The sequence below is a fragment of the Chryseobacterium sp. JM1 genome (genome assembly GCF_000737715.1).
In the GTDB taxonomy this organism is placed as follows: Bacteria; Bacteroidota; Bacteroidia; order Flavobacteriales; family Weeksellaceae; genus Chryseobacterium.
The window spans coordinates 655,824-675,112 of the sequence record NZ_JPRN01000003.1 but is presented as its reverse complement, the minus strand read 5'-3'; the positions used below and the strand labels follow the sequence as shown (position 1 = coordinate 675,112).

Genomic DNA, 19,289 nt, shown 5'->3' with positions numbered 1-19,289 from the left:
TTTATTGGTGGCTTCGAGTGCCTCCTTTAACCTATCTCTCCAGCATTCTCACCACTTCCTCAATTTCCTCAGAAGTATTAAAATAATGCGGTGACAGCCGAATAGCACGATCCAGATTCTTCAGCGTAAAGTCAATCAGGGCATTACTTTTATTGCTTACTGAAAAATAAACGTTATTCTCTTTCAGTGTTTTATAAATCCCGTCGATACTTCCGTCGGGAGCACAGAAAGTAACGATACTTCCTAAATTACGCCCTTCGTCCAGTATTCTTAAACCATTGCTCTGAAGCCCGGTTCTTAGCTTTTCTGCTAATTTTCTATTATAGCGTTCAATATTCTGAAGACCAATTCCATTTGCGTATTTTGCAGCTTCGGTAAATCCTAAAATCGAACTGATGGAAGTTTCCCAATGCTCAAATCTTTTTGCCGTTTTCAGAAGTTTATAATCATTGAATTCCGTCCATTCCGCGCCATTCATATCTAAAAAAACGGGAGCCATATCCTTTTCTAAAACCCTGTCTGAAACATATAAAAATCCGGTTCCTCTCGGTCCTCGCATAAATTTCCGGCCTGTAGCCGTAAGAAAATCGCAGCCTATTTTGTTGACATCTACTACCAACTGTCCTACCGACTGACAGGCATCCACAAGATACAGCACATCATATCGACGGCAGATCTCCCCCGCTCCTTCTACATTCTGAATCAATCCAGAATTGGTCGGGATGTGGGTAACCGCCACAAGTTTCGGATGATGCTTTTTAACGAGATTTTCCAAATCTTCCAAGTCGAGTTCATGATCAGGAAGATTTTTAACCCTGATTACTTTAACCCCTGATTTTTTTTGTAATGAAAAAAAAGCGATCTGATTGGAGACATAATCATCATTCGTTGTAATAATAACATCTCCATTTTCAAACTGAATGCTCGACAAAGCTTTAGCATACGCATCAGTAGAACTTACTGTAAACGCCATATTTTCCGGCTTAGCATTAATCAGTTGAGCCGCTTCTTCATAAAATTGGCGAATCTTTTCTTCATTCCTGTCAGCCGCTCCATAGGCTCCGTATTGCTGTTCCAGATAGATGTGATCGATCATTGTCTTAACCACAATTTCCGGCATCAGTGAGCCTCCGGCACTGTTTAAAAATAGTTTATCTGTACAGCCAATAGTATCCTGTCTGATGATATGTAGGTCCATATTTTTACTTAGTTTTAGAATTGATTGATAATTTTTTCCAGAATCAGTCTCAAAAGTTGCGGAATAGAAACATTCATATAATCGGGCAAATTGTACAGATAACACATGTTAAAAAAAGTAAAAATCTGTGTCATCTGAATGATCTGCGAGATTTTTTAATTCCCTTCATCAGAATCGTTGCACGTAATCTATTTTCTATTTTTATTCAGCTTTTTAAGCATAAAAAATCCCGAAAATTAACGTCCGGGATTTATATTTTAAAGTGTTTCCATTAATCTAAAACGCTCCAACCTCTTTTCGGATTGGTGTTTGAAGAAACTTCCTGTTCGTTAACGATGATGTTTTCTTTTCTCTGACCAATGTAGTCAAGTTCGCTTAGTTTAGAGAAAATAATTTCTAAGCTGCGAAGCATCTGCTGGATGTACAATAAAGGCTCTCCACAGTTGTGGTGATCATAATTGGTTTCTGCCACGATAGAAAGCTGATTCAGTAAAGTATGAGGCGCAATTTCACTCCACTCTAAGCTGTAGTTCAGCATTTCTTCCAGTTCGGCAGGTACCAGAAGCTGGGTAGAATTGTACAGATGAAGGGCTAGTTTTGCAAAAGCCTCGATCAAAAATACAGGCGGTTGCCATGGAATAATATTTCTGAACTGGAAATACATATCCCCAAAAGTGTTCACCATAGTGGTACACAGGAACTTTACATTCTGTGCGAGAGCAGTATTTTGATTTTTATGAGATGCTTTCTGAATGATCTTAAACGCGTACTGCTGAAGGTTTCCTATAGATTTTGCATAGCTACCGTAATAATCCAGCAAAACAGGATGACTCTGAATAGAAGTACACGGCGGGATAAAATTGGAATCTACCTGTGCAATATTGGCTTTCAGGTCTACTTTTCCGATGATCAGATAATTTCCTCCCGAATAGCTGCTGTTCAGTGAAGTGACAGGAAGCAGTTCGATGTGGTGGTTCGGTTGTGCGCTTGGATGACGGGGCGGAATTTCCTCCGGGTCAATATCTCCGAAAGGCACCTTATCAAAAGGATTCACAGAGATCAGTATGTAATAATCCCCATCTGCCTGTTCTTCGCTCATAGATCTTGCCAGAGATTTTACACTGACTCTCCTATCCGTTAGATCGATACGGTAACCGGCCATTGTGATAGCGCTGCATCTTTTGATAACAAGCTGTACATCGTTGGTAGCCGTATTATGGACATCAAAAATAGTTTTGTCTGTAAATTCGTTTGAAATAGGCAGAAGTCCGTAATTATATGTGTTGATCCCAAGCGAGCTGGAATCTCTGATCGTATCGATTAAAAAATTATCCTGATCATTGAGGTGTCTCTGGGAAACTTTCATCCCATCTACCCAATTGATTGCAAAATGTTTAATAGGCTGTATCATATGTAATACTTTTTGAATTTTCTGTGATTATGATTTTTTCAATAGTCCTTCTTCCTCATGCTGGATAACTCTTTTGCAGATCACCACTTCATTTTCTGAAATGCCGTTCGTAGAGATGTCCTGGTCGAAATCAAGGTATCTTCTAAAACTGAAAAATGATTTTTTGGTGTAAAAAATCCAGTAATAAGGTTCTTTTTCTATATCCGAAAGATGAATGATAGAATTCGGATTTTTATGATTGTAATCGTCTACTACTCTGTAAAACCAGTCTCCGAAAGTAACCCCGGTCGGTAAGGTTTTAGCTTTGATCCTGAATCGGTTTGTATCTTCAAGGTTTTTACTCAACTCAACATTCAATACCATTAATCGGTCGAAATCAGCGCCTTCAAAGTCCGGAAGTTTCTGATCCGGAGAATATCTCCACGTTTTATAGATATCAAAAGGAATACTGATAAACTGAACATAGCAGTAATAAAATACCATCGGCACAACAAAAATCACCATACTGGTTGCCGCCATTACGGCGTATCCTGTTTCTTTGCTGATCCAGTTAAAGATTAAGGTAAACAAAAATCCTCCGAAGGCAATACATGTCAAAGAAAGTATCGATTCAAAAAGGATACTCATCCCTACGGAATCAATGTGCTTTCTGAAATATCTGTGCAGTAAATTGACATGAATGATCCCGAAAATAAGGTAAAAAACCTGGGCAATAAGATACCAGTACGGGTTAAAAAGATTCCCTGCAAAACCGAAAATTCCCGGCAGCGCGAGACATAAACTGCAAAGAAGAACGTATATAATAATTACCTTAATTTTGATAGCAGGCTTGTTTCTTCTGATAATACCCAGAATAAACATCATGATCACAGCGATTAAAGGCATTAAAATATACCTTAAAAAAATACCTTTTACTGAAGAAATTTCCATTAGTTTCTTTTCAAATTTATACTTGGTTGGTAGTTGTTGTAAATATAATAAATTATTTTAGAGGAATGTAGAGTATCCGAGACGGCTGGCATTTCTTTCGTCATCTTCCAGACTGAATGAATATTCCAGTTTCTCGGTGATAAAATTCTCCTCCACGTCTACCGTTACGGGAAGAAAATAATCATATAAAGCCTGAAGCACATTTCTGAACGGACTTCCGGGAATATACTTTTTCATATCCTCATAAGGAATCGGGCCTATGTTGACTACCCAGTTCCGCTGTCCGTCCATATGTTTTCCGCTTGGAATATAGGTAACTCCTAACTTTGAATTCCCCAATAACATGGAATCGTCATTCCTTTCTATCCTGTCGATGATATTCGGAGCGAAGGTTACTTCTACCGGTACCTGCAGAAAAGCGGTCATGCATCTTTCAAACCATCTCTTGTCCCCTCTGATCTGGTGGAAAAACGGCAGAATATAGATGAAAATATAAGCGCTCTGCTCATCAAGCATTTTAATAAGCGGCCAGAGTTCGCTCACGGTATCCAAAAGCGTATCTGTGCTGCTTGAAATATCAAATTCCGATTCCTTAAGCAGGGAACTGATCTCTGTAAAAAAGACCTCCAGCTCAAAAGGACGGAAAAACTTCCGGGCATCCTCTTCTACTTTCTTCTGCTTGCGGATTTCGCGGACTACAGTATCTACATTTTTTCTGGAAGCTCCCAAAGACGGCGGATGGAAAAGTCCTTCCGGGAGATAGTCATAAATGCCTTCTCTATACGTTTCTATGGTGAAGACTTCTTCATCAAATCCCAAATAACTGCTCGAAATACTTTTGATATCCTTCAGGTAGGCACGGTCGTTGATCCCGATCCGTTCTATAAATATATTACTTACCGCCCGCTGATACTTCAAAAGATTCACCGCTACAGCTTCCGCTTTGAAGTCGGTCTGCAGTTTATTGTAATACATGTCTACAATATTATTCTCATACATAGTGTTTCCTGTGATTATGACTTGTAAAGATAATATATCTCGTAAGTTTGAAAAAATAATTTGCCACTAATTTTATTTTAAAAATACTAATTTATCTGCATTAAAAGGAATTATCTGTGACAAATTCCGTGAAAATACGGTAATACTGCACTGTAGAGGCTGTAAGGCTGAATATTTAAAAATTAAAGGTTATCATTGAGAGATAAGCATTTACAAAACAAAACACACCTTTCTTCTGGTATTTATAGAAATTTATACTGTACTTTTATTATTTAGATTAATTTTTATTAACATCCCATTGACAAGAAATTGGTTATAATTGATACAGGTTCGGAAACCGGGACGTATCTTTGCACCTTGTAAAATGTTATTTATAATGAAAAGTATTTATTCTAAAATTCTGATTTTAGCATTCATTTCATCTTCACTTTATTCCTATGCATGGGGATTAACAGGACACCGTGTGATCGCGGAGATCGCTGAAAACCATCTGTCGGGCAAAGCAAGAAGAGAGATCAAAAAAATAATGGGTAAAGAACGCCTTGCGTATTGGGCTAACTGGCCGGATTTTATCAAATCTGATACCACCGGTGCATGGAAGCAGGCTTCATCATGGCATTACGTAAACGTAGATCCAATGGCTGATTTTAAAACGTTTGACCAAACCCTTAAAATGCAGGCAGGTCCAAGTCTTTATACGCAGGTGAACACGTTATCAAGCCAGATCAAGGATGAGAAAACGTCTGCAAAAGACAGAAAAATCGCTCTGATTTTCCTTATCCACATTATGGGAGACCTTGCACAGCCTCTTCACGTAGGAAGAGCGGATGATCTTGGAGGAAACAAAATCAATGTCATGTATTTCGGAGATAAAACCAATCTTCACTCTGTTTGGGATGGGAAACTGGTAGATTCACAGAAATACAGCTATACAGAATATGCTAACCTATTAGACATTAAATCTAAAGAAGAAGTGGCTCAAATCCAGACCGGAACACTGGAAGACTGGTTATATGATTCTCATAAAATCGCCAATAAGATCTATGCACAGACTCCGAACGATTCGAAATTGTCTTACGATTATCAGTACAAATTCAATGATACGCTTGAAAGACAGCTTCTTTACGGAGGACTGAGACTGGCAAAAGTATTGAATGAATTATTTTAATCATTGATATTTAAAAGCTTAAAATACAAAAGCGGCCTTTTCAGGCCGCTTTTTTTATTCGTATCTATACTTGAGATTCTGATAGGACTGCATCCTATCTTGGGTTAAATCGCCACGTTGTGGCTGGTTATTCTCAACAGTTTTTAAGTTAGGATTTTTTATAAAGTTAGGATAGAAAAGTATGGCTTAAAAAATCATTTGATTTTTCTTAACTAAACTTACTCCCTTCATTGATCTTAATGGTTTAAAAATAATTTCCCGCAGATCTCTCAGATTTTCCAGATGTTTACGTTTATCAGAATGTTTATCTGGATACTTGGAAGTAGATCATGATCATCAACCCTTTTAGCTTTACTAATAAAAGACCCGCTCAGTATGTACCGAACGGATCTTTTTATTGAGTTAAAATAAAGTTTCTGAGAAAAAATTACTTACTGGCCTGATTAAGCAGTTCTATATCTTCCTGATCCAGAATCAGTTTCGGAGCCTTAAATAAAGTATCCAGCTGAGACGCACTGGTTGCACTTACAATCGGTGCTGTGATCAGAGGATTAGCCAAAAGCCACGCCAAAGCAGTTGTTCCCTGTGTCGTCTGATGCTTTTCACTCACCTGATCCAAAGCTTTTAACACGTCAAGTCCTTTATCATTCAGGTATTTTCTTACGCCCTCACCTCTCTGGCTTTTACCTAAATCAGCTTCTGTACGGTATTTTCCGGTAAGAAAACCTGCAGCTAGTGACCAATAGGGAAATACGCTCAGATCAAATTCTTCTACCAATGGAGCGTAGTTTTTTTCAAAACCTTCTCTTTCCATTAAATTATAATGAGGCTGTAATGCCACATATCTGGGAAGATTATACTTTTCTGCCGCTTCAAAGGATGCTTTCAGACGTTCGGGAGAAAGATTGGAAGCCGCGATATACCGTACTTTTCCGGCTTTAATGATCTCATCATAAGCAGAAAGTGTTTCCTCTACCGGAGTGGTATGATCATCAAAATGCGTATAATAAAGGTCAATATGATCAGTCTGAAGTCTCTGTAACGACTCATCTACCGATTTCAGGATATGTTTTTTGCTGATATCAAAACCGTGCTCTTTTGTTTCAGATCCTACTTTTGTGGCTAATATGATATTTTGACGGTTCCCACGGCTTTTCATCCATTTTCCGATGATTTCTTCAGACTGTCCTCCTCTTCCGTTCACCCACCATGAATAAGTATCTGCGGTGTCTATAAAGTTGAACCCGGCCTCTGTGAACTGATCCAATATATCAAAAGACTGTTTCTCATCAAGCGTCCATCCAAAAACATTCCCGCCAAAATTAACAGGTGCTACAGACAGATCGGTATTTTTTATATTCCTTTTTTCCATAAAAATGAATTCTAATTAAAAATTTAAGAAGGATCTAAGGTAAGGAATATAGGAGAGGATTCCAGATTCAAAATAAGCATACCGCCTATAGTTATTATAAATGGGAAAGCCGATTATTCCTGCTTTTTTATCATTATCAAAAAGGTTTTAAATTGTCAAAATCAAATTAAAAAAACAGCTTCCACGATGAAAGCTGTTTGATCTATCAATTAAAAAAAATACTGTTACTTTTCAACCTGAGGAACCTCAATGGCTGTCAGCATCAGTTTGTATTCCTGCAGTTGCAGGTCTATGGTTTTCAACCCGCTTTTAAAGAAGGTTGATGTATTAAACAGGTTATGGTAATATTCAATGCCTTCCAGTACATTTTTCTTGAAAGCATTCCATTTTTTTGTTTGGGAATGGGTGATCTGTGCTGAAGAACTGGCAATTTCTTTTTTAAGATAATCCACATACATTTTCAGTTCATTGATGAACATATTCGGACGCTGGTTATCAGGAAGGATATTGGCGTTTCCATAAATATGCTGTACCATTTCAGAAAGCGAAACTTCCTTGTCAAAAAAGGCAAGATTGGGTCCCGGACATATCACAACACCTTGTTTCTCTCCTTTTATTTCCAGGTCCTGTTCCATATAGGCGGCATTCACCAAACCTACACACAGACAGGCTTTATCCGTGATTTCTATTTTTCTTTTGTTAAATTCTTCAGCCGTGATTTCAAGATTCTCCTGAAGTTCTTTTAATTTAATGTCCTGATACTTTTTAGAAGCAGTACACGTTCCCTGTGGTGAAAATTCTTTGCTGAGTGCCAGCAGTTTTTTCGGACACGAGCTTCCGTATTTTCCGGCGGCTTCCTTTTGTTCTTTCAGTAACTCATTGGAGGTTCCTCTTACTGTATTGAAAGGAACGCCCAAAGGTGAGATATTACTTAGATAAAAATCTTTTTCTCCCGATTTTAAAAGCAGATTCCTGGTTTCGGTATCTACAGAAGTCGCTTCAGGAACCAATAAAAACGGAGATCCCCATCCTACACTGTCTACCTGATAATTGTCAAGCAGAAACTCATGTTCTTCAGAAGTTCCTACCCCGCCCTGAACGGTAATTTTCATTTCCAAAGGCTCAGAAACACCATGTTTCCCTTTTTGTTCCAGTGCAGCAATCATTAATGAATGCGCAGATTGAATCAGATCATTTTTCTTCTGCTTGAATTCTTCCATGATAGGTCCAAGTAACATCCCTTCCGTAGCAAAAGCATGGCCTCCGCAGTTCAGTCCGGATTCTATCCTGTATTCTGAGATCCACAGTCCTTTCTTAGCAAGGAAATTCCCCTGAATCATCGCTGAACGGAAATCGCTTACCTTAAGAATAATTTTCTTTTTCAGAACCCCATTCTGATCTGGGAAGAAATCATCAAACTCTTCAATATAGCTGTACAAACGGGGATTCATCCCTGCAGAAAGTACCATGGAAGAAGATAATTTACTTTGAGCAAAACCACGAAGCGAAGCATGCGCATCATTGAACATCACCGGAAGCTGCTCATCTTTTTTATAGTTGTCTTTATCCACTTTCGTCATGATGTTGACATCGATACTTCCCGGCTTTAAATTGGTTTCAATGAAATTTTTGATGTTTGAGCCTAAATTGTCTTTTTGGCTGACCAAATTCTGAAGCCCGCTTTTCAGATCCGAAGTATTGGGCAATATGGCCATAAAGTTTTTTAGCGCTTCCTTGTTTTTAGTGATTTCCTGTTTGAAAGATTCAAATTTTTCATTCACGATATCATCTACCATATCCAGGTAAGCCGTAATTCTTTTTGCCCTGTAATCTTCTGTTTTTGTTGAAATTCCTAAATAATCCAGATTGAATTTCTTGGTATAAAAGCCTTTCATTTTTTCCAGGATCTCATCATCGATAATGGAAATAACGGAAGAAATTCCATATTGGGCTACACGGATCGGGCTGTCTATGGTATACGCCAGACCCATCACCGGAATATGGAAATTGTGTAACGGTTTATGTGTCATTTTATTTTGATAAAAATTCTTTCGTTAAGAATGGATTAAAATTCCCAAAACACTTCATTCCTATTGAAATGAGCGTCTTAATCCGGAACTTTAATTATCTAAATTTATCATTTTAATATTAGCTATGCATTAAATAACACTTATAATATCGGAAATATGTTAAATATCATTCTTTTCGAAACCGGCAGAGAAGAATTGTTTTATGAACTTAAGGTTCAGATAATGACAGTTTGTATCATTCACTGTTTTTCACGCAAAGTCGCAAGGAATTATAAATCAAAACCTTTCTATTCCAATACGTTTTAACAAAAAAAACACCTCTAAAAACAATCGTTTTAAGAGGCGTTTCAAATGCGAAATTTTATATAATCTGAATATTTGTATTTCTGAAAGATTCAAGTTCAGGATCCGTTGAGTCGAGATCTGTGATCAGACAGTCAATCGCGTCAATCGCACAGATTTTGAAAGTTTCCGTACGTCGGAGCTTATTCTGATTGGCTAATGCAATGATTTTTTTTGATGAGCTGGCCATTGCTTTTTTGGTTTCCCCATCAGGAATCGAAGTCGCAGAAACGCCAAAATTTGAATCAACAGCGCAGGTTCCCATGATAAAGAGATCCGCAATATATTGAGTGGCATCATTACAGGTTGTTGCGCCTGTGGTTACAGCCAGCTCGTGATCGTATATTCCACCCAGCATGACCAGTTCTATATTTTTGAACTTACTTATGATAGAAGGCAGTGAATAATTATTGGTGATAATTCTGAGCTGTATGTCCAAAGGCATATAATTAGCAACGGCACAAACAGTGGTTCCTCCATCCATAAAAATGGTCATTCCATCTTTAAGGAATTGTTGTGCTTTTAAAGCAATAATATCTTTTTCTTTGGTAAGAAATGACTGCCTGTCGTGAAAAGAAAGCGGATCTTTTTCTCTTGATATCGCTCCTCCCCTTGCCTTTGAGAGCAATCCGTTCCGGTGCAGAAGATCAATATCTCTCCTGACCGTATCTTCGGATACCTGAAGCAGTGAGGCCAAATCTTCAAATTTTACCTTATTCTTTTCTTTTAACTGGCTAAGTATGATTTCGAAACGCTCTTCTTTTAACATGATCGTTTATGATTTCCTGAATTTATAAATTAAAGCAACCGCAATAAACAGCAAAGCTATGGCTTCAAAAGCGATTGTCAAAGAAAAATGATGGGCAATAAAACCCAGCAGTGCCGGACCTGCCAGCTGGCCTGCATAACCCATCGTAGTAATCACCGGAATGGTAACGGCTGGAGACAATCCCCTGATTTTCCCTCCTTCTGTGAAGAAAACAGGAACTATATTGGCTGCCCCAACACCAAGCAGAATAAATCCGGCAAGAGACAGCCCGATCCAGGGACTTAATGTTAAAATAAAGATACCCAATGAAGCGATGATACTCCCTGCAATAACCACCGTTTTGCTGCTGAACTTGCTTACAATCGCATCTCCTGTAAGCCTCATTACCGCCATGGCTACAGAGAAAGCAGCATATCCGATTCCTGAAAATTCAGGCTGAACATTCTTGTTATCCCGTAAAAATATAGCACTCCAGTCCAACATGGCTCCTTCTGAAAGGAAAACAATAAAACACATCAGTCCTAAAAGCAATACACTGGAATTGAACCATTGAAAACGGCTGGAAACAGCTTTAGCTTCATCAACATGGGAAAACTTCAGAGTGATTTCCTTTTCCGTCGGATAATTAAAAAGGTTTCTATATTGAAGAACCAATAGCAATACCAAGAGAGCAGAGATCGTAATGGCTGCATGAACAGGATTAAGTCCCATTTTGATTAAAAATCCCAGTCCTAGAGAACCAAACAGGCCTCCCACACTGAATAATCCGTGCAGTGATGACATGATGGGTTTTCCATAGCTGTTCTGCACCTGAACTCCGTGAGCATTCATTGCTACATCTATACTTCCAATACTGCATCCGAAAGCAAAAAGCGCGGCTCCCATGATATAAACGTCTGAGATAATCAGTAGACAAGGCAGTAATAAAGCCGCTGATAATACACTCCCTAAAATCACTTTTCTGGTTCCCAACTTACTGATCAGTATTCCTGATAAAGGCATCGTTACTAAAGCTCCGCATCCTAACAGCAGTAAAAGTAACCCTAAATCTGCCTCGTTTAATCCTAACCTGTCTTTGGCCAATGGAACCATGGGCGCCCAACTCGCTATTCCCAAACCACAAACCAGGAATATAAATTGGGTAGCTCTTTTCGCTTTGACAATCTTTCTGTCAATCACATTTGTTATATTCATTTTGCAAATTTATGCAATTTTGCATAAATTTGCAAAATATTAATTCGAAATACTATTTTAAATGAAAATTAAAATCGAACATTTTGCGATCTGGTGCAAGGATTTAGAGCTGATGAGAACATTTTACATGAATGCCTTCGGGATGAGCAGCAATGATAAATATGTTAATCCAGTTAAGAAATATGAATCTTACTTCCTGACCTTTGAAGACCCTTTTTCTCCCAGACTCGAACTGATGAAACGGCCTGATATTGCTGAAAATAAAAACACAAGAGGCCAGATGATGGGATATGCTCATATTGCCCTTTCTGTAGGAAGTAAGGAAGCAGTTGATTTGTTAACTGAAAAACTCAGACGGGACGGCTGTTCTATTGCCGGTGAAACCCGAATTACAGGAGACGGATATTATGAAAGTATTATAGAAGATCCTGAAGGAAACTGGATAGAAATTACGGAATGATAATATTTATAAGTTTGTTCTTTTGTCTTGAAACAAAATGAACCAAAAGTTCAAGGCTGGAATCTTGCACTAAAAATTAAAACTTGTTCCTAAAATTTCCAAACTCGTGCGGATTCAATGTTACCCCTTCGGTTCAATCTATGTTCCGCACTCAGACAGTGGAAATTTTTTAACGGATCAAATTTTAATTTTTTTAACGCTACAGCTTCCTAGGCCAATATAGAGTAAGCTAATCAATTTCTCTTCAAAAAATTAATTGGAATATAAAAATTGAAACTTGAAATTATTTAATTTCCTGCATTAATCGTGGATTGGTGTGACTTATTTATTCAGAATGAATGCTTATTTTGAATCAAAATTTGTACTTTTGTTGATATATTTTGTATCAATGTCAATTTTTTCAAATAATATTCGTTTTTTGAGAGGCCAAAGAAGCCTTTCCCAACAGGCTGTAGCCACTGAACTGGAGATTTCCCGTGTCCGTTATTCCAAATATGAAAATGGAATATCTGAACCGCCTATTGAGCTGCTTGTCAAAATGTCCAAATATTTTCACGTCAGCATCGATCTGCTGGTATCTGTAGACATCCACAAATACCCGATGGAAGAAATGCTGAAACTTCCGGACAACAGAATTGTTCTGCCTGTAGCGGTAGATGATCTTGGCAATGATACCATTGAAATCATTCCACAAAAAGCATCCATGGGATACCTTGAAGGGTACAGCGACATCGGCTATATCGAAAGTCTGCAGAGAATTGCTCTTCCCTTCCTTACGAACGGCAAATATAGGGCTTTTCCGGCAGATGGAGACTCTATGCCGCCATTCAGAAACGGTTCGTATATCGTAGGAAAATATGTAGAAGGAATCAGTGAGCTGAAACCTGGGAAAACCTATGTATTTATTACGTTAAATGATGGAATTACCTACAAACGTTTTAAAGAAACAAAAGGAAATTCCGTTTGTGTAAGTGCAGATAATTCATTCTATGAGCCCTATGATATTCCGTTTAATGAGATTGTAGAAATCTGGCAGTATGCTTCAGGAATTTTCCCGGAAGACTTTGAACCGGGGGATTATGAAAGTTATAATTTTAAAGAGATGTTCCGCGAACTGAAACAGGATATCAAAGATCTGGACCGTAAAGTTTCAGGACGTCGAAAGTCTTCATAACTCTAATGCACAGCGCACCATGGATCAGTTAAGTTTATTTGATTCAGAAGAATTCTTCAGGTTTCCGGAAGAGCTGCTGGAATATACAGACCATTTTTTGCCGGACGATGAGGCTTCTCAGCTTGAGGAGCTTCTGATCCGCAGTGCTCCCTGGAAGCAGAGAACACAGAAAATGTATGATAAAACGGTTCTTACACCCCGACTGACAGCTTGGTACGGAGAGGAAAACAGAACCTACAAAATGAGTGGTAATGATTTCACCGTTAACCCCTGGCTGCCTGAGCTCCTTTCTTTAAAACGGAAGATAGAAAAAACATCAGGACATAAGTTCAATTCCGTATTGCTGAATTTATACCGTGACGGAAATGATTCGGTTGCCTGGCATCGTGATAAGGACAGTGAACTGGGGAAACGTCCCGTCATTGCTTCCGTAAGCTTGGGACAGGTCCGAAATTTTGATTTCCGGAAAGCAGATGATCACCGGAATAAGTACAGCTTACCGCTTCAGCACGGCTCTCTGCTGATTATGAAAGGAGATCTTCAGCAAAATTGGGAACACCGCATTGCAAAGTCGACCCAGCCTATGAAGCCAAGAATCAATCTTACATTCAGGCTCGTTCATGAAGTGTCGTGATTAAATTATTATGAAATCACTTTATTTTTCCAATTGAATCCAGACTGGTGCATGATCACTGCTTTTCGTCCATCCTCGGACATGACTGTCCACACCACCCGACTTCAAACCTGAATGCAGATAAGGACTCAGCAGAATATGATCTAGTCTTATCCCTGCATTCCGTTCGTAAGCTTTGTACAGGTAGTCCCAGAAAGTATAAATTGTTTCATCGGGATACAGCGTACGGATAGAATCCAGCCAGCCTTTATTTTTCAGCTCTCTGTAAGCTTTTCTTACTTCTGTTCTGTATAAAGCATCATTTTCCCAGCGTTCCGGTTTGTACACATCTACAGCTTCCGGTATAATATTGAAATCACCGATGAGTATGGCGGGAAGTTCCATTTTGATCAGTTCATTCGTTCGCTTTTTTAAACGCTTGATCCAATCTAGTTTATAGTCGAATTTGGGACCCGGATAAGGATTTCCATTGGGAAGATACAGGCAGCATATCACCATTTGATCAATAATGACCTCAATATAACGGCTTTGCAGATCTTCAGGATCTCCGGGCAGCGTATCCTGAACTTCAGTAATTTCGAGGTCTTTGGTCAGGATGGCTACTCCATTCCAGCTTTTCTGTCCCTTCCATAGAGCCTGGTATCCTACAGCATTGATTTCCTGAAGAGGAAAACGCTCCTGGGGTGCCTTTAATTCCTGAAGACAAACGATATCCGGTTGGGCCTCTTCCAGCCACCGCAAAAGTACGGGCAGCCGGGCATTGATTCCATTGACGTTATAGGTTGCTATTTTCATATTCTAAGGTGATTAAATAACGGTGTAACTTATTTTCAGATGGCAATAATTATTCCATCCTACTGAGGTTCAGTAAGGTATTTTTAAATAAGAACTTTATTTTTTACTTAATGAAACATCACATTGGCATTGGCATAATTTATTCATAAGCATAAAAATAAAACCATTGTCCCATGTTAAGTAAAAATTTCACAAAAGCAGAATTCGTATTGAATAATGAAAATCAATATCAGCTGGAATACGGTAAAGACGAAATTGGTGAGGGATCGAATTTAACCATTGAAAGGAAAAAAGAAAATGGAGAATTTGAAACCGTACAGGCCAATATTACCAGACTGAATGACCGGATCTTTATAAAATGGAGCGAACCATTTGACGGCAGACTTATTTTTGAAAATTAAAATTCAACTTATGAAATACAGCGAAGCCTTAGCCCATAAAAAAGAAGCTTTGAAAAAAGCAGATGAATCTGTACTGAAAAGCTATCACATCATTATCGTCCCTGCCGATACAGAAGAAAGTTCAAAGTATATTGAAGACTTTTCTAAAAAGCCTGATGATTTTAATGACAGCAGCTGCAAAAAATACTGCTCAAATGATGAGTACGAGGTTGTCAGCTTCAATAAGGAAGAGGAAAGTCACTAACCGATATTTATGTCGTAAATGAAAATGCGGTTTTCGCTTTTCTTTTCTAAGATCATTATTTCCAGGATACCACATGAATACCCGGAACAATAAGCTGGTCTTATAATTGTACACACTAAGTATTAATCACTAAATTATAATTATTATGGCAACCAAAACAACAGCAAAAAAGACAACGCCGAAAACTGTGGCGAAAAAAACAGGTAAAACTCCGGCTAAAAAAGATGCTGCCAAACAGTTGAAAGATTTGTTTGAGGATTCATTGAAAGATATTTACTGGGCAGAAAAAGCTCTCGTAAAGGCTCTTCCTAAAATGCATAAAAATGCCACGGACAAAAAACTGAAAACAGCTATTGAAAAACATTATAATGAAACTAAGGTTCATGTAAAAAGACTGGAAGAATGTTTTACTGCCTTAGGAAAAAAGGCTCAGGCTAAAAAATGCGATGCCATGCAGGGACTATTGGATGAAGGAAAAGGCATTATGGAAGAAACTGAACCGGGAGCGGTAAGGGATGCAGGTATCATTGCTGCTGCTCAAAAGGTGGAGCATTATGAAATTGCAACCTACGGATCATTAGCTGCTTATGCTAAAGTTCTTAACGAAAAAGACTGTCTAAAAAATCTGCTGGCTACATTGACTGAAGAAAAGAAATGTGACCAGTTGTTAAGTAAAATAGCAGATACCGCTATTAATACTAAAGCGAAATAATAAAGAAGAAAGGAAGCTTGGGGCTTGAAGAGGGAAGTTATCAAGGTCGGAAAGAATAATTTTAATCTTTTTATGTAATTAATTGGTTTAGCTGTCAATTCAAATTTATGATAGTGAAATGAATGACTAACTAATAATATCTTTCTTCTTCCATCCTCAAGCATTTAATTTTAGCTAAAACTCCAATATTACCGGTTTAAACGGTCTATTTCCCTGTTAATTTTAATCCAGTTAATGCTGTCTGCAATCTGAACTTCATGATCAAACTGCTGTTTCCAGTTTTCACCCATTTTTTTCTCCAGGCTTTTAAAATACATCGCATTGGAACGATCGTATTGTCTCTGTAACCGGGTAATACTGTCGGTGACTTCACATCCAGTCTCAATCCGTTCATAACATAAGTCCCATTTTTTCACCAGACTGTCGATGCCATCATAGGCTCCTTGCGGGGGAAGTTCGCCGATTCTGATATCTTTCCAGCAAAGAGGCTCTGTTTTTTGTTCAGCCTTTTTTGTAACATCCGGCGTACAGGAAATTATAAATGGAATGGTTAATAATACAACAGAGATTGTTTTTAAAAAAGAAATCTTATTGTTCAATCTTTTTATATCGCTTATTCTTGTTGAAATAGTGGATGTTCCCATGACAGAAGTTTAGATTGTTGTATTATTTTAATCAGCTGATAAAATCGAGCAGGCGTTTTTTGGTAATCACTTGATTTCCCTGAAAAAACACATCATCATTCAATCGTGACATTGAGGCATTAGGCTGAGCGGAAAGCCAGGCGACAAATAAATCCCGTGTTTCAAAAATCCGTGGAGGATCAAAATCACCGTCATATACTTCTCCGTATATAAACTTCTGATCTTCATTTACTTTCAGGCCCATTCCACAATAATCCCTGTGACCGTAGGCCAGAACTGCCCCTGTCTGTAATTGATCTGCAACAAGATTGGCAAGCCTGTCTCCAAACGGACTGTTGTCCGGTTCCGGGGTGTCTGAAAAATGATAATTGCCCATAATTTTAAATATCAATAAGGTATCTAAAGTACATCATTCAGATTTGAAATTAATGAATTTTTTAATTAATTTTCATCCATAAGGAATATATATTTTAAACTGAATTCGGAATAAAAGCCGGTAAGGACGTTTGAGATATATTAGAACCATTAAACACTTTGACAGCACCTATAAGATGTTTATTTTTGTTTAATTTTAAAATGATGAATTCAAAGCTGCCCCTTTCCTATTACCTGAATCAGGATGTTCTTTTTCTGGCCAAAGATCTTTTGGGAAAAGTACTTTTCACAGAAATAAACGGCGATATTACGGCAGGTATTATTGTTGAAACCGAAGCCTATTTCGGGGTAGTTGATAAAGCTTCCCATGCCTATGGAGGCCGCCGGACGGAGCGCACTGAAACATTATACAGTCAGGGCGGTGTTTCCTATGTTTATTTATGCTACGGAATCCATCATTTATTTAATGTAGTAACTTCAGTGGATGGTGAGCCTCATGCTGTTCTGGTACGTGCTGTAGAACCATTAGTTGGTCAGGAAATCATGGAGCTTAGAAGAAATATGCCCGCAGAGAAGGCTGCTATCTCCTCCGGTCCCGGTTCCGCGGCTAAGGCTTTGGGTATTGACCGTTCTTTTAACAAAAAAGATCTGACTGAAAACGAAATTTGGGTTGAAGATCACGGGATCAGATATACTTCTGAAGACATTATCGAAGGACCACGCATCGGAGTTGCCTATGCTCAGGAAGATGCATTGCTGCCATGGCGATTTTATGTCAAAGGAAATAAATATGTCAGCAAACCCAGATCTTAACTTCAAGAGTAATTGAATTGAATAAATAAATATGTCTAGATCTGCGCTGCTTTCAACATCAGATAATGTAAATCTGTATTTTTGATAAAAGCCGGCAGAAGCTCTCTTCCCGGACCATACACTGCCACTTCAACATAATCTCCCGAATGATCCATACTGATCCAACCGACAGAGTTATGCTTCTTCTGAATATCGGAATACGCTTTGAATGGCAATTTCTTATAATTGTAAATTCCGGCTTCCTGCTTCTCGAGTCCTGAATAGAAACTTAGCAAATGTTTGGCATCATCATCAGCAAGACTTATGGTATTGGTTTCGTAGATCCAGTCCTTCATTTTCTGAAGATTAAAATCCGGATGAATCGCATTCAGAATATATTCATTAGTGTATTTATAATTCGAAATGCTGTTAAAATTCTTCGTTGCATCAGCTCCGTAAATGGTTCCCGGATTCGCATTGCCATGGTCTGTAGTAATGATGACCAGGGTATTTCCATCTTTCTCTGCAAAATCTATAGCTGTTTTTACCGCTTCGTCAAAAGCAAGCTGATCATGGATCAAAGCAGCGATATCATTGGCATGGGCTGCCCAGTCAACTTTTCCACCCTCGATCTGTAAGACGAAACCTTCCTTATGATCTTTCATCTGATCGATGGCTGTCTGCGCCATTTCAGCCAGAGTGGGCGTACTCTGAAGCTCCGAAATATGGGTTCTGTCGATGGAATAGGGTAAAGCTCCGGAATTGAAAATCCCTAAGATTTTCTTCCCTTTTTCTGTACTTTTCAGATCGGTTTTATTTTTAAGAACCTGATATCCTTTCTGTTTGTACAGAGCATACACATCTTTTTTATCTTCTCTTTTTAAGGGATTAAAAAATTCATCACCACCGCCCATCATGACGTCAAAACCTATCTCAGCATACATTTCCGCAATTTCACTTTCTGCATTTCTGCTGTCGGAATTTACACAAAACCCTGCCGGGGTTGCATGGGTAATAGTTACCGTAGTTACACAGCCTGTCTTCTTCCCTGCTTTTTTGAATTTTTGCCAGATAGGAACATATTTTTCACCATTAGCTCCTACATTCAATACACCATTTTTTACCCGGAATCCACCTCCAAAGGAAGAACTTGCCGCTGCCGAATCCGTAACGATAGAACTGGCTGAAGCTGTATCCATCAGGGCCCGTGAAACTTTATTATCCAGGTACAGATTCATCCAGTTGCCGTTTTTACCCAAGATATTCTGAGAATACAAGTTGGCCATAGCTAAAGTTCCGGAACTCATCCCGTCACTCACCATAAAAATAATATTCTTTGCTTTTTTCTTAGGATCCGGAATATCTTTCAAATTATTGGCAAAGAAATCAACCGGGTTTATAGTAAGAAGGCCTGACAGTAATGCTGAACCTTTTAAAAATTTACGTCTGTCCATGATCATACAATTTCGTAGAGTAAGTTAGGGAGTAATTTTATTTATTGACATATTGTTGCATTAATTAATTGTGAATTTTAAATTAAGAGGCTGGAAGCTGGAAGAAGGAGGATGGAAGTTACTTTTGGTTGATAATTTTGAATAGTTTCCGTCAATTAGAACCCTATCAGGGTTTTGAACCTTAACATGAA

At 38.4% G+C, this 19,289-nt stretch carries 20 protein-coding genes; 8 read left to right on the top strand and 12 right to left on the bottom strand.

What is annotated here, in order from left to right; genetic code table 11:
* Positions 1-31: 31 nt before the first annotated feature.
* From IW22_RS08175 to IW22_RS08160, 4 genes are all read right to left on the bottom strand, one after another.
* Positions 32-1,198 carry an aminotransferase class V-fold PLP-dependent enzyme gene (locus tag IW22_RS08175; protein ID WP_034725538.1) on the bottom strand — a complete coding sequence of 389 codons (1,167 nt, stop codon included), beginning with the start codon at positions 1,196-1,198 and terminating at the stop codon, positions 32-34.
* Between the two features lie 271 nt (positions 1,199-1,469).
* Complete coding sequence (locus tag IW22_RS08170) at positions 1,470-2,609, bottom strand: hypothetical protein (protein ID WP_034725537.1); 1,140 nt, start codon at positions 2,607-2,609, stop codon at positions 1,470-1,472.
* 27 nt (positions 2,610-2,636) lie between these two features.
* Positions 2,637-3,539, bottom strand: a complete 903-nt coding sequence (locus IW22_RS08165) for a TssN family type VI secretion system protein (RefSeq protein ID WP_034725536.1) — start codon at positions 3,537-3,539, stop codon at positions 2,637-2,639.
* 57 nt (positions 3,540-3,596) lie between these two features.
* Complete coding sequence (locus IW22_RS08160) at positions 3,597-4,538, bottom strand: type VI secretion system baseplate subunit TssG (RefSeq protein WP_034725535.1); 942 nt, start codon at positions 4,536-4,538, stop codon at positions 3,597-3,599.
* 376 nt (positions 4,539-4,914) lie between these two features.
* Here IW22_RS08160 and IW22_RS08155 point away from each other — a divergent pair, with 376 nt between their 5' ends.
* Positions 4,915-5,706 (top strand): S1/P1 nuclease, encoded by a 792-nt coding sequence (locus IW22_RS08155; RefSeq protein ID WP_034725534.1) that lies wholly within the window; start codon positions 4,915-4,917, stop codon positions 5,704-5,706.
* Positions 5,707-6,133: 427 nt separating this feature from the next.
* Here IW22_RS08155 and IW22_RS08150 read toward each other — a convergent pair whose 3' ends face one another.
* The 4 genes from IW22_RS08150 to IW22_RS08135 form a co-directional block, all read right to left on the bottom strand.
* Complete coding sequence (locus tag IW22_RS08150) at positions 6,134-7,078, bottom strand: aldo/keto reductase (RefSeq protein WP_034725533.1); 945 nt, start codon at positions 7,076-7,078, stop codon at positions 6,134-6,136.
* A gap of 224 nt (positions 7,079-7,302) precedes the next feature.
* Entirely contained in the window at positions 7,303-9,108 is a 1,806-nt protein-coding gene (locus tag IW22_RS08145; RefSeq protein ID WP_034725532.1) for a hypothetical protein, read from the bottom strand.
* Between the two features lie 361 nt (positions 9,109-9,469).
* Positions 9,470-10,219: a DeoR/GlpR family DNA-binding transcription regulator gene (locus IW22_RS08140; protein WP_034725531.1), complete on the bottom strand. Its 750-nt coding sequence runs from the start codon at positions 10,217-10,219 to the stop codon at positions 9,470-9,472.
* Positions 10,220-10,225: 6 nt separating this feature from the next.
* Positions 10,226-11,413 carry an MFS transporter gene (locus IW22_RS08135; RefSeq protein ID WP_034725530.1) on the bottom strand — a complete coding sequence of 396 codons (1,188 nt, stop codon included), beginning with the start codon at positions 11,411-11,413 and terminating at the stop codon, positions 10,226-10,228.
* Positions 11,414-11,474: 61 nt separating this feature from the next.
* Here IW22_RS08135 and IW22_RS08130 point away from each other — a divergent pair, with 61 nt between their 5' ends.
* The 3 genes from IW22_RS08130 to IW22_RS08120 all read left to right on the top strand — a co-directional run bounded on the left by IW22_RS08130 (position 11,475) and on the right by IW22_RS08120 (position 13,681).
* Positions 11,475-11,873, top strand: coding sequence for a VOC family protein (locus IW22_RS08130; protein ID WP_228384016.1), 399 nt, complete (start codon positions 11,475-11,477; stop codon positions 11,871-11,873).
* A gap of 388 nt (positions 11,874-12,261) precedes the next feature.
* Positions 12,262-13,047 carry an XRE family transcriptional regulator gene (locus IW22_RS08125; protein WP_034725529.1) on the top strand — a complete coding sequence of 262 codons (786 nt, stop codon included), beginning with the start codon at positions 12,262-12,264 and terminating at the stop codon, positions 13,045-13,047.
* 19 nt (positions 13,048-13,066) lie between these two features.
* Positions 13,067-13,681 carry an alpha-ketoglutarate-dependent dioxygenase AlkB family protein gene (locus tag IW22_RS08120; RefSeq protein ID WP_034725528.1) on the top strand — a complete coding sequence of 205 codons (615 nt, stop codon included), beginning with the start codon at positions 13,067-13,069 and terminating at the stop codon, positions 13,679-13,681.
* Between the two features lie 21 nt (positions 13,682-13,702).
* On the opposite strand, the gene xth is transcribed toward IW22_RS08120, so the two are convergent.
* Positions 13,703-14,476 carry an exodeoxyribonuclease III gene (gene xth / locus IW22_RS08115; protein ID WP_034725527.1) on the bottom strand — a complete coding sequence of 258 codons (774 nt, stop codon included), beginning with the start codon at positions 14,474-14,476 and terminating at the stop codon, positions 13,703-13,705.
* Positions 14,477-14,649: 173 nt separating this feature from the next.
* Between xth and IW22_RS08110 the strand changes: the two genes are divergently transcribed.
* The 3 genes from IW22_RS08110 (at position 14,650) to IW22_RS08100 (ending at position 15,833) form a co-directional block, all read left to right on the top strand.
* Positions 14,650-14,877, top strand: coding sequence for a hypothetical protein (locus tag IW22_RS08110; protein ID WP_034725526.1), 228 nt, complete (start codon positions 14,650-14,652; stop codon positions 14,875-14,877).
* Positions 14,878-14,887: 10 nt separating this feature from the next.
* Positions 14,888-15,121: a hypothetical protein gene (locus IW22_RS08105; RefSeq protein ID WP_131401707.1), complete on the top strand. Its 234-nt coding sequence runs from the start codon at positions 14,888-14,890 to the stop codon at positions 15,119-15,121.
* Between the two features lie 145 nt (positions 15,122-15,266).
* Positions 15,267-15,833, top strand: a complete 567-nt coding sequence (locus IW22_RS08100) for a ferritin-like domain-containing protein (protein WP_034725524.1) — start codon at positions 15,267-15,269, stop codon at positions 15,831-15,833.
* 188 nt (positions 15,834-16,021) lie between these two features.
* Here IW22_RS08100 and IW22_RS08095 read toward each other — a convergent pair whose 3' ends face one another.
* Positions 16,022-16,477: a hypothetical protein gene (locus IW22_RS08095; protein ID WP_034725523.1), complete on the bottom strand. Its 456-nt coding sequence runs from the start codon at positions 16,475-16,477 to the stop codon at positions 16,022-16,024.
* Between the two features lie 31 nt (positions 16,478-16,508).
* Positions 16,509-16,853, bottom strand: coding sequence for a hypothetical protein (locus tag IW22_RS08090; RefSeq protein ID WP_034725522.1), 345 nt, complete (start codon positions 16,851-16,853; stop codon positions 16,509-16,511).
* A gap of 200 nt (positions 16,854-17,053) precedes the next feature.
* On the opposite strand from IW22_RS08090, the gene IW22_RS08085 reads away from it, so the two are divergent.
* Positions 17,054-17,665 (top strand): DNA-3-methyladenine glycosylase, encoded by a 612-nt coding sequence (locus IW22_RS08085; RefSeq protein WP_034725521.1) that lies wholly within the window; start codon positions 17,054-17,056, stop codon positions 17,663-17,665.
* A gap of 35 nt (positions 17,666-17,700) precedes the next feature.
* Here IW22_RS08085 and IW22_RS08080 read toward each other — a convergent pair whose 3' ends face one another.
* Entirely contained in the window at positions 17,701-19,098 is a 1,398-nt protein-coding gene (locus IW22_RS08080; protein WP_034725684.1) for an alkaline phosphatase, read from the bottom strand.
* Positions 19,099-19,289 lie beyond the last annotated feature (191 nt).

Coding starts and splice junctions, on each gene's coding strand:
- IW22_RS08095 (WP_034725523.1), bottom strand. CDS start 16,477: ATGGGAACATCCACTATTTCAACAAGAATAAGCGATATAAAAAGATTG.
- xth (WP_034725527.1), bottom strand. CDS start 14,476: ATGAAAATAGCAACCTATAACGTCAATGGAATCAATGCCCGGCTGCCC.
- IW22_RS08085 (WP_034725521.1), top strand. CDS start 17,054: ATGATGAATTCAAAGCTGCCCCTTTCCTATTACCTGAATCAGGATGTT.
- IW22_RS08110 (WP_034725526.1), top strand. CDS start 14,650: ATGTTAAGTAAAAATTTCACAAAAGCAGAATTCGTATTGAATAATGAA.
- IW22_RS08090 (WP_034725522.1), bottom strand. CDS start 16,853: ATGGGCAATTATCATTTTTCAGACACCCCGGAACCGGACAACAGTCCG.
- IW22_RS08155 (WP_034725534.1), top strand. CDS start 4,915: ATGAAAAGTATTTATTCTAAAATTCTGATTTTAGCATTCATTTCATCT.
- IW22_RS08170 (WP_034725537.1), bottom strand. CDS start 2,609: ATGATACAGCCTATTAAACATTTTGCAATCAATTGGGTAGATGGGATG.
- IW22_RS08120 (WP_034725528.1), top strand. CDS start 13,067: ATGGATCAGTTAAGTTTATTTGATTCAGAAGAATTCTTCAGGTTTCCG.
- IW22_RS08100 (WP_034725524.1), top strand. CDS start 15,267: ATGGCAACCAAAACAACAGCAAAAAAGACAACGCCGAAAACTGTGGCG.
- IW22_RS08160 (WP_034725535.1), bottom strand. CDS start 4,538: ATGTATGAGAATAATATTGTAGACATGTATTACAATAAACTGCAGACC.
- IW22_RS08125 (WP_034725529.1), top strand. CDS start 12,262: ATGTCAATTTTTTCAAATAATATTCGTTTTTTGAGAGGCCAAAGAAGC.
- IW22_RS08130 (WP_228384016.1), top strand. CDS start 11,475: ATGAAAATTAAAATCGAACATTTTGCGATCTGGTGCAAGGATTTAGAG.
- IW22_RS08145 (WP_034725532.1), bottom strand. CDS start 9,108: ATGACACATAAACCGTTACACAATTTCCATATTCCGGTGATGGGTCTG.
- IW22_RS08150 (WP_034725533.1), bottom strand. CDS start 7,078: ATGGAAAAAAGGAATATAAAAAATACCGATCTGTCTGTAGCACCTGTT.
- IW22_RS08175 (WP_034725538.1), bottom strand. CDS start 1,198: ATGGACCTACATATCATCAGACAGGATACTATTGGCTGTACAGATAAA.
- IW22_RS08165 (WP_034725536.1), bottom strand. CDS start 3,539: ATGGAAATTTCTTCAGTAAAAGGTATTTTTTTAAGGTATATTTTAATG.
- IW22_RS08140 (WP_034725531.1), bottom strand. CDS start 10,219: ATGTTAAAAGAAGAGCGTTTCGAAATCATACTTAGCCAGTTAAAAGAA.
- IW22_RS08080 (WP_034725684.1), bottom strand. CDS start 19,098: ATGGACAGACGTAAATTTTTAAAAGGTTCAGCATTACTGTCAGGCCTT.
- IW22_RS08135 (WP_034725530.1), bottom strand. CDS start 11,413: ATGAATATAACAAATGTGATTGACAGAAAGATTGTCAAAGCGAAAAGA.
- IW22_RS08105 (WP_131401707.1), top strand. CDS start 14,888: ATGAAATACAGCGAAGCCTTAGCCCATAAAAAAGAAGCTTTGAAAAAA.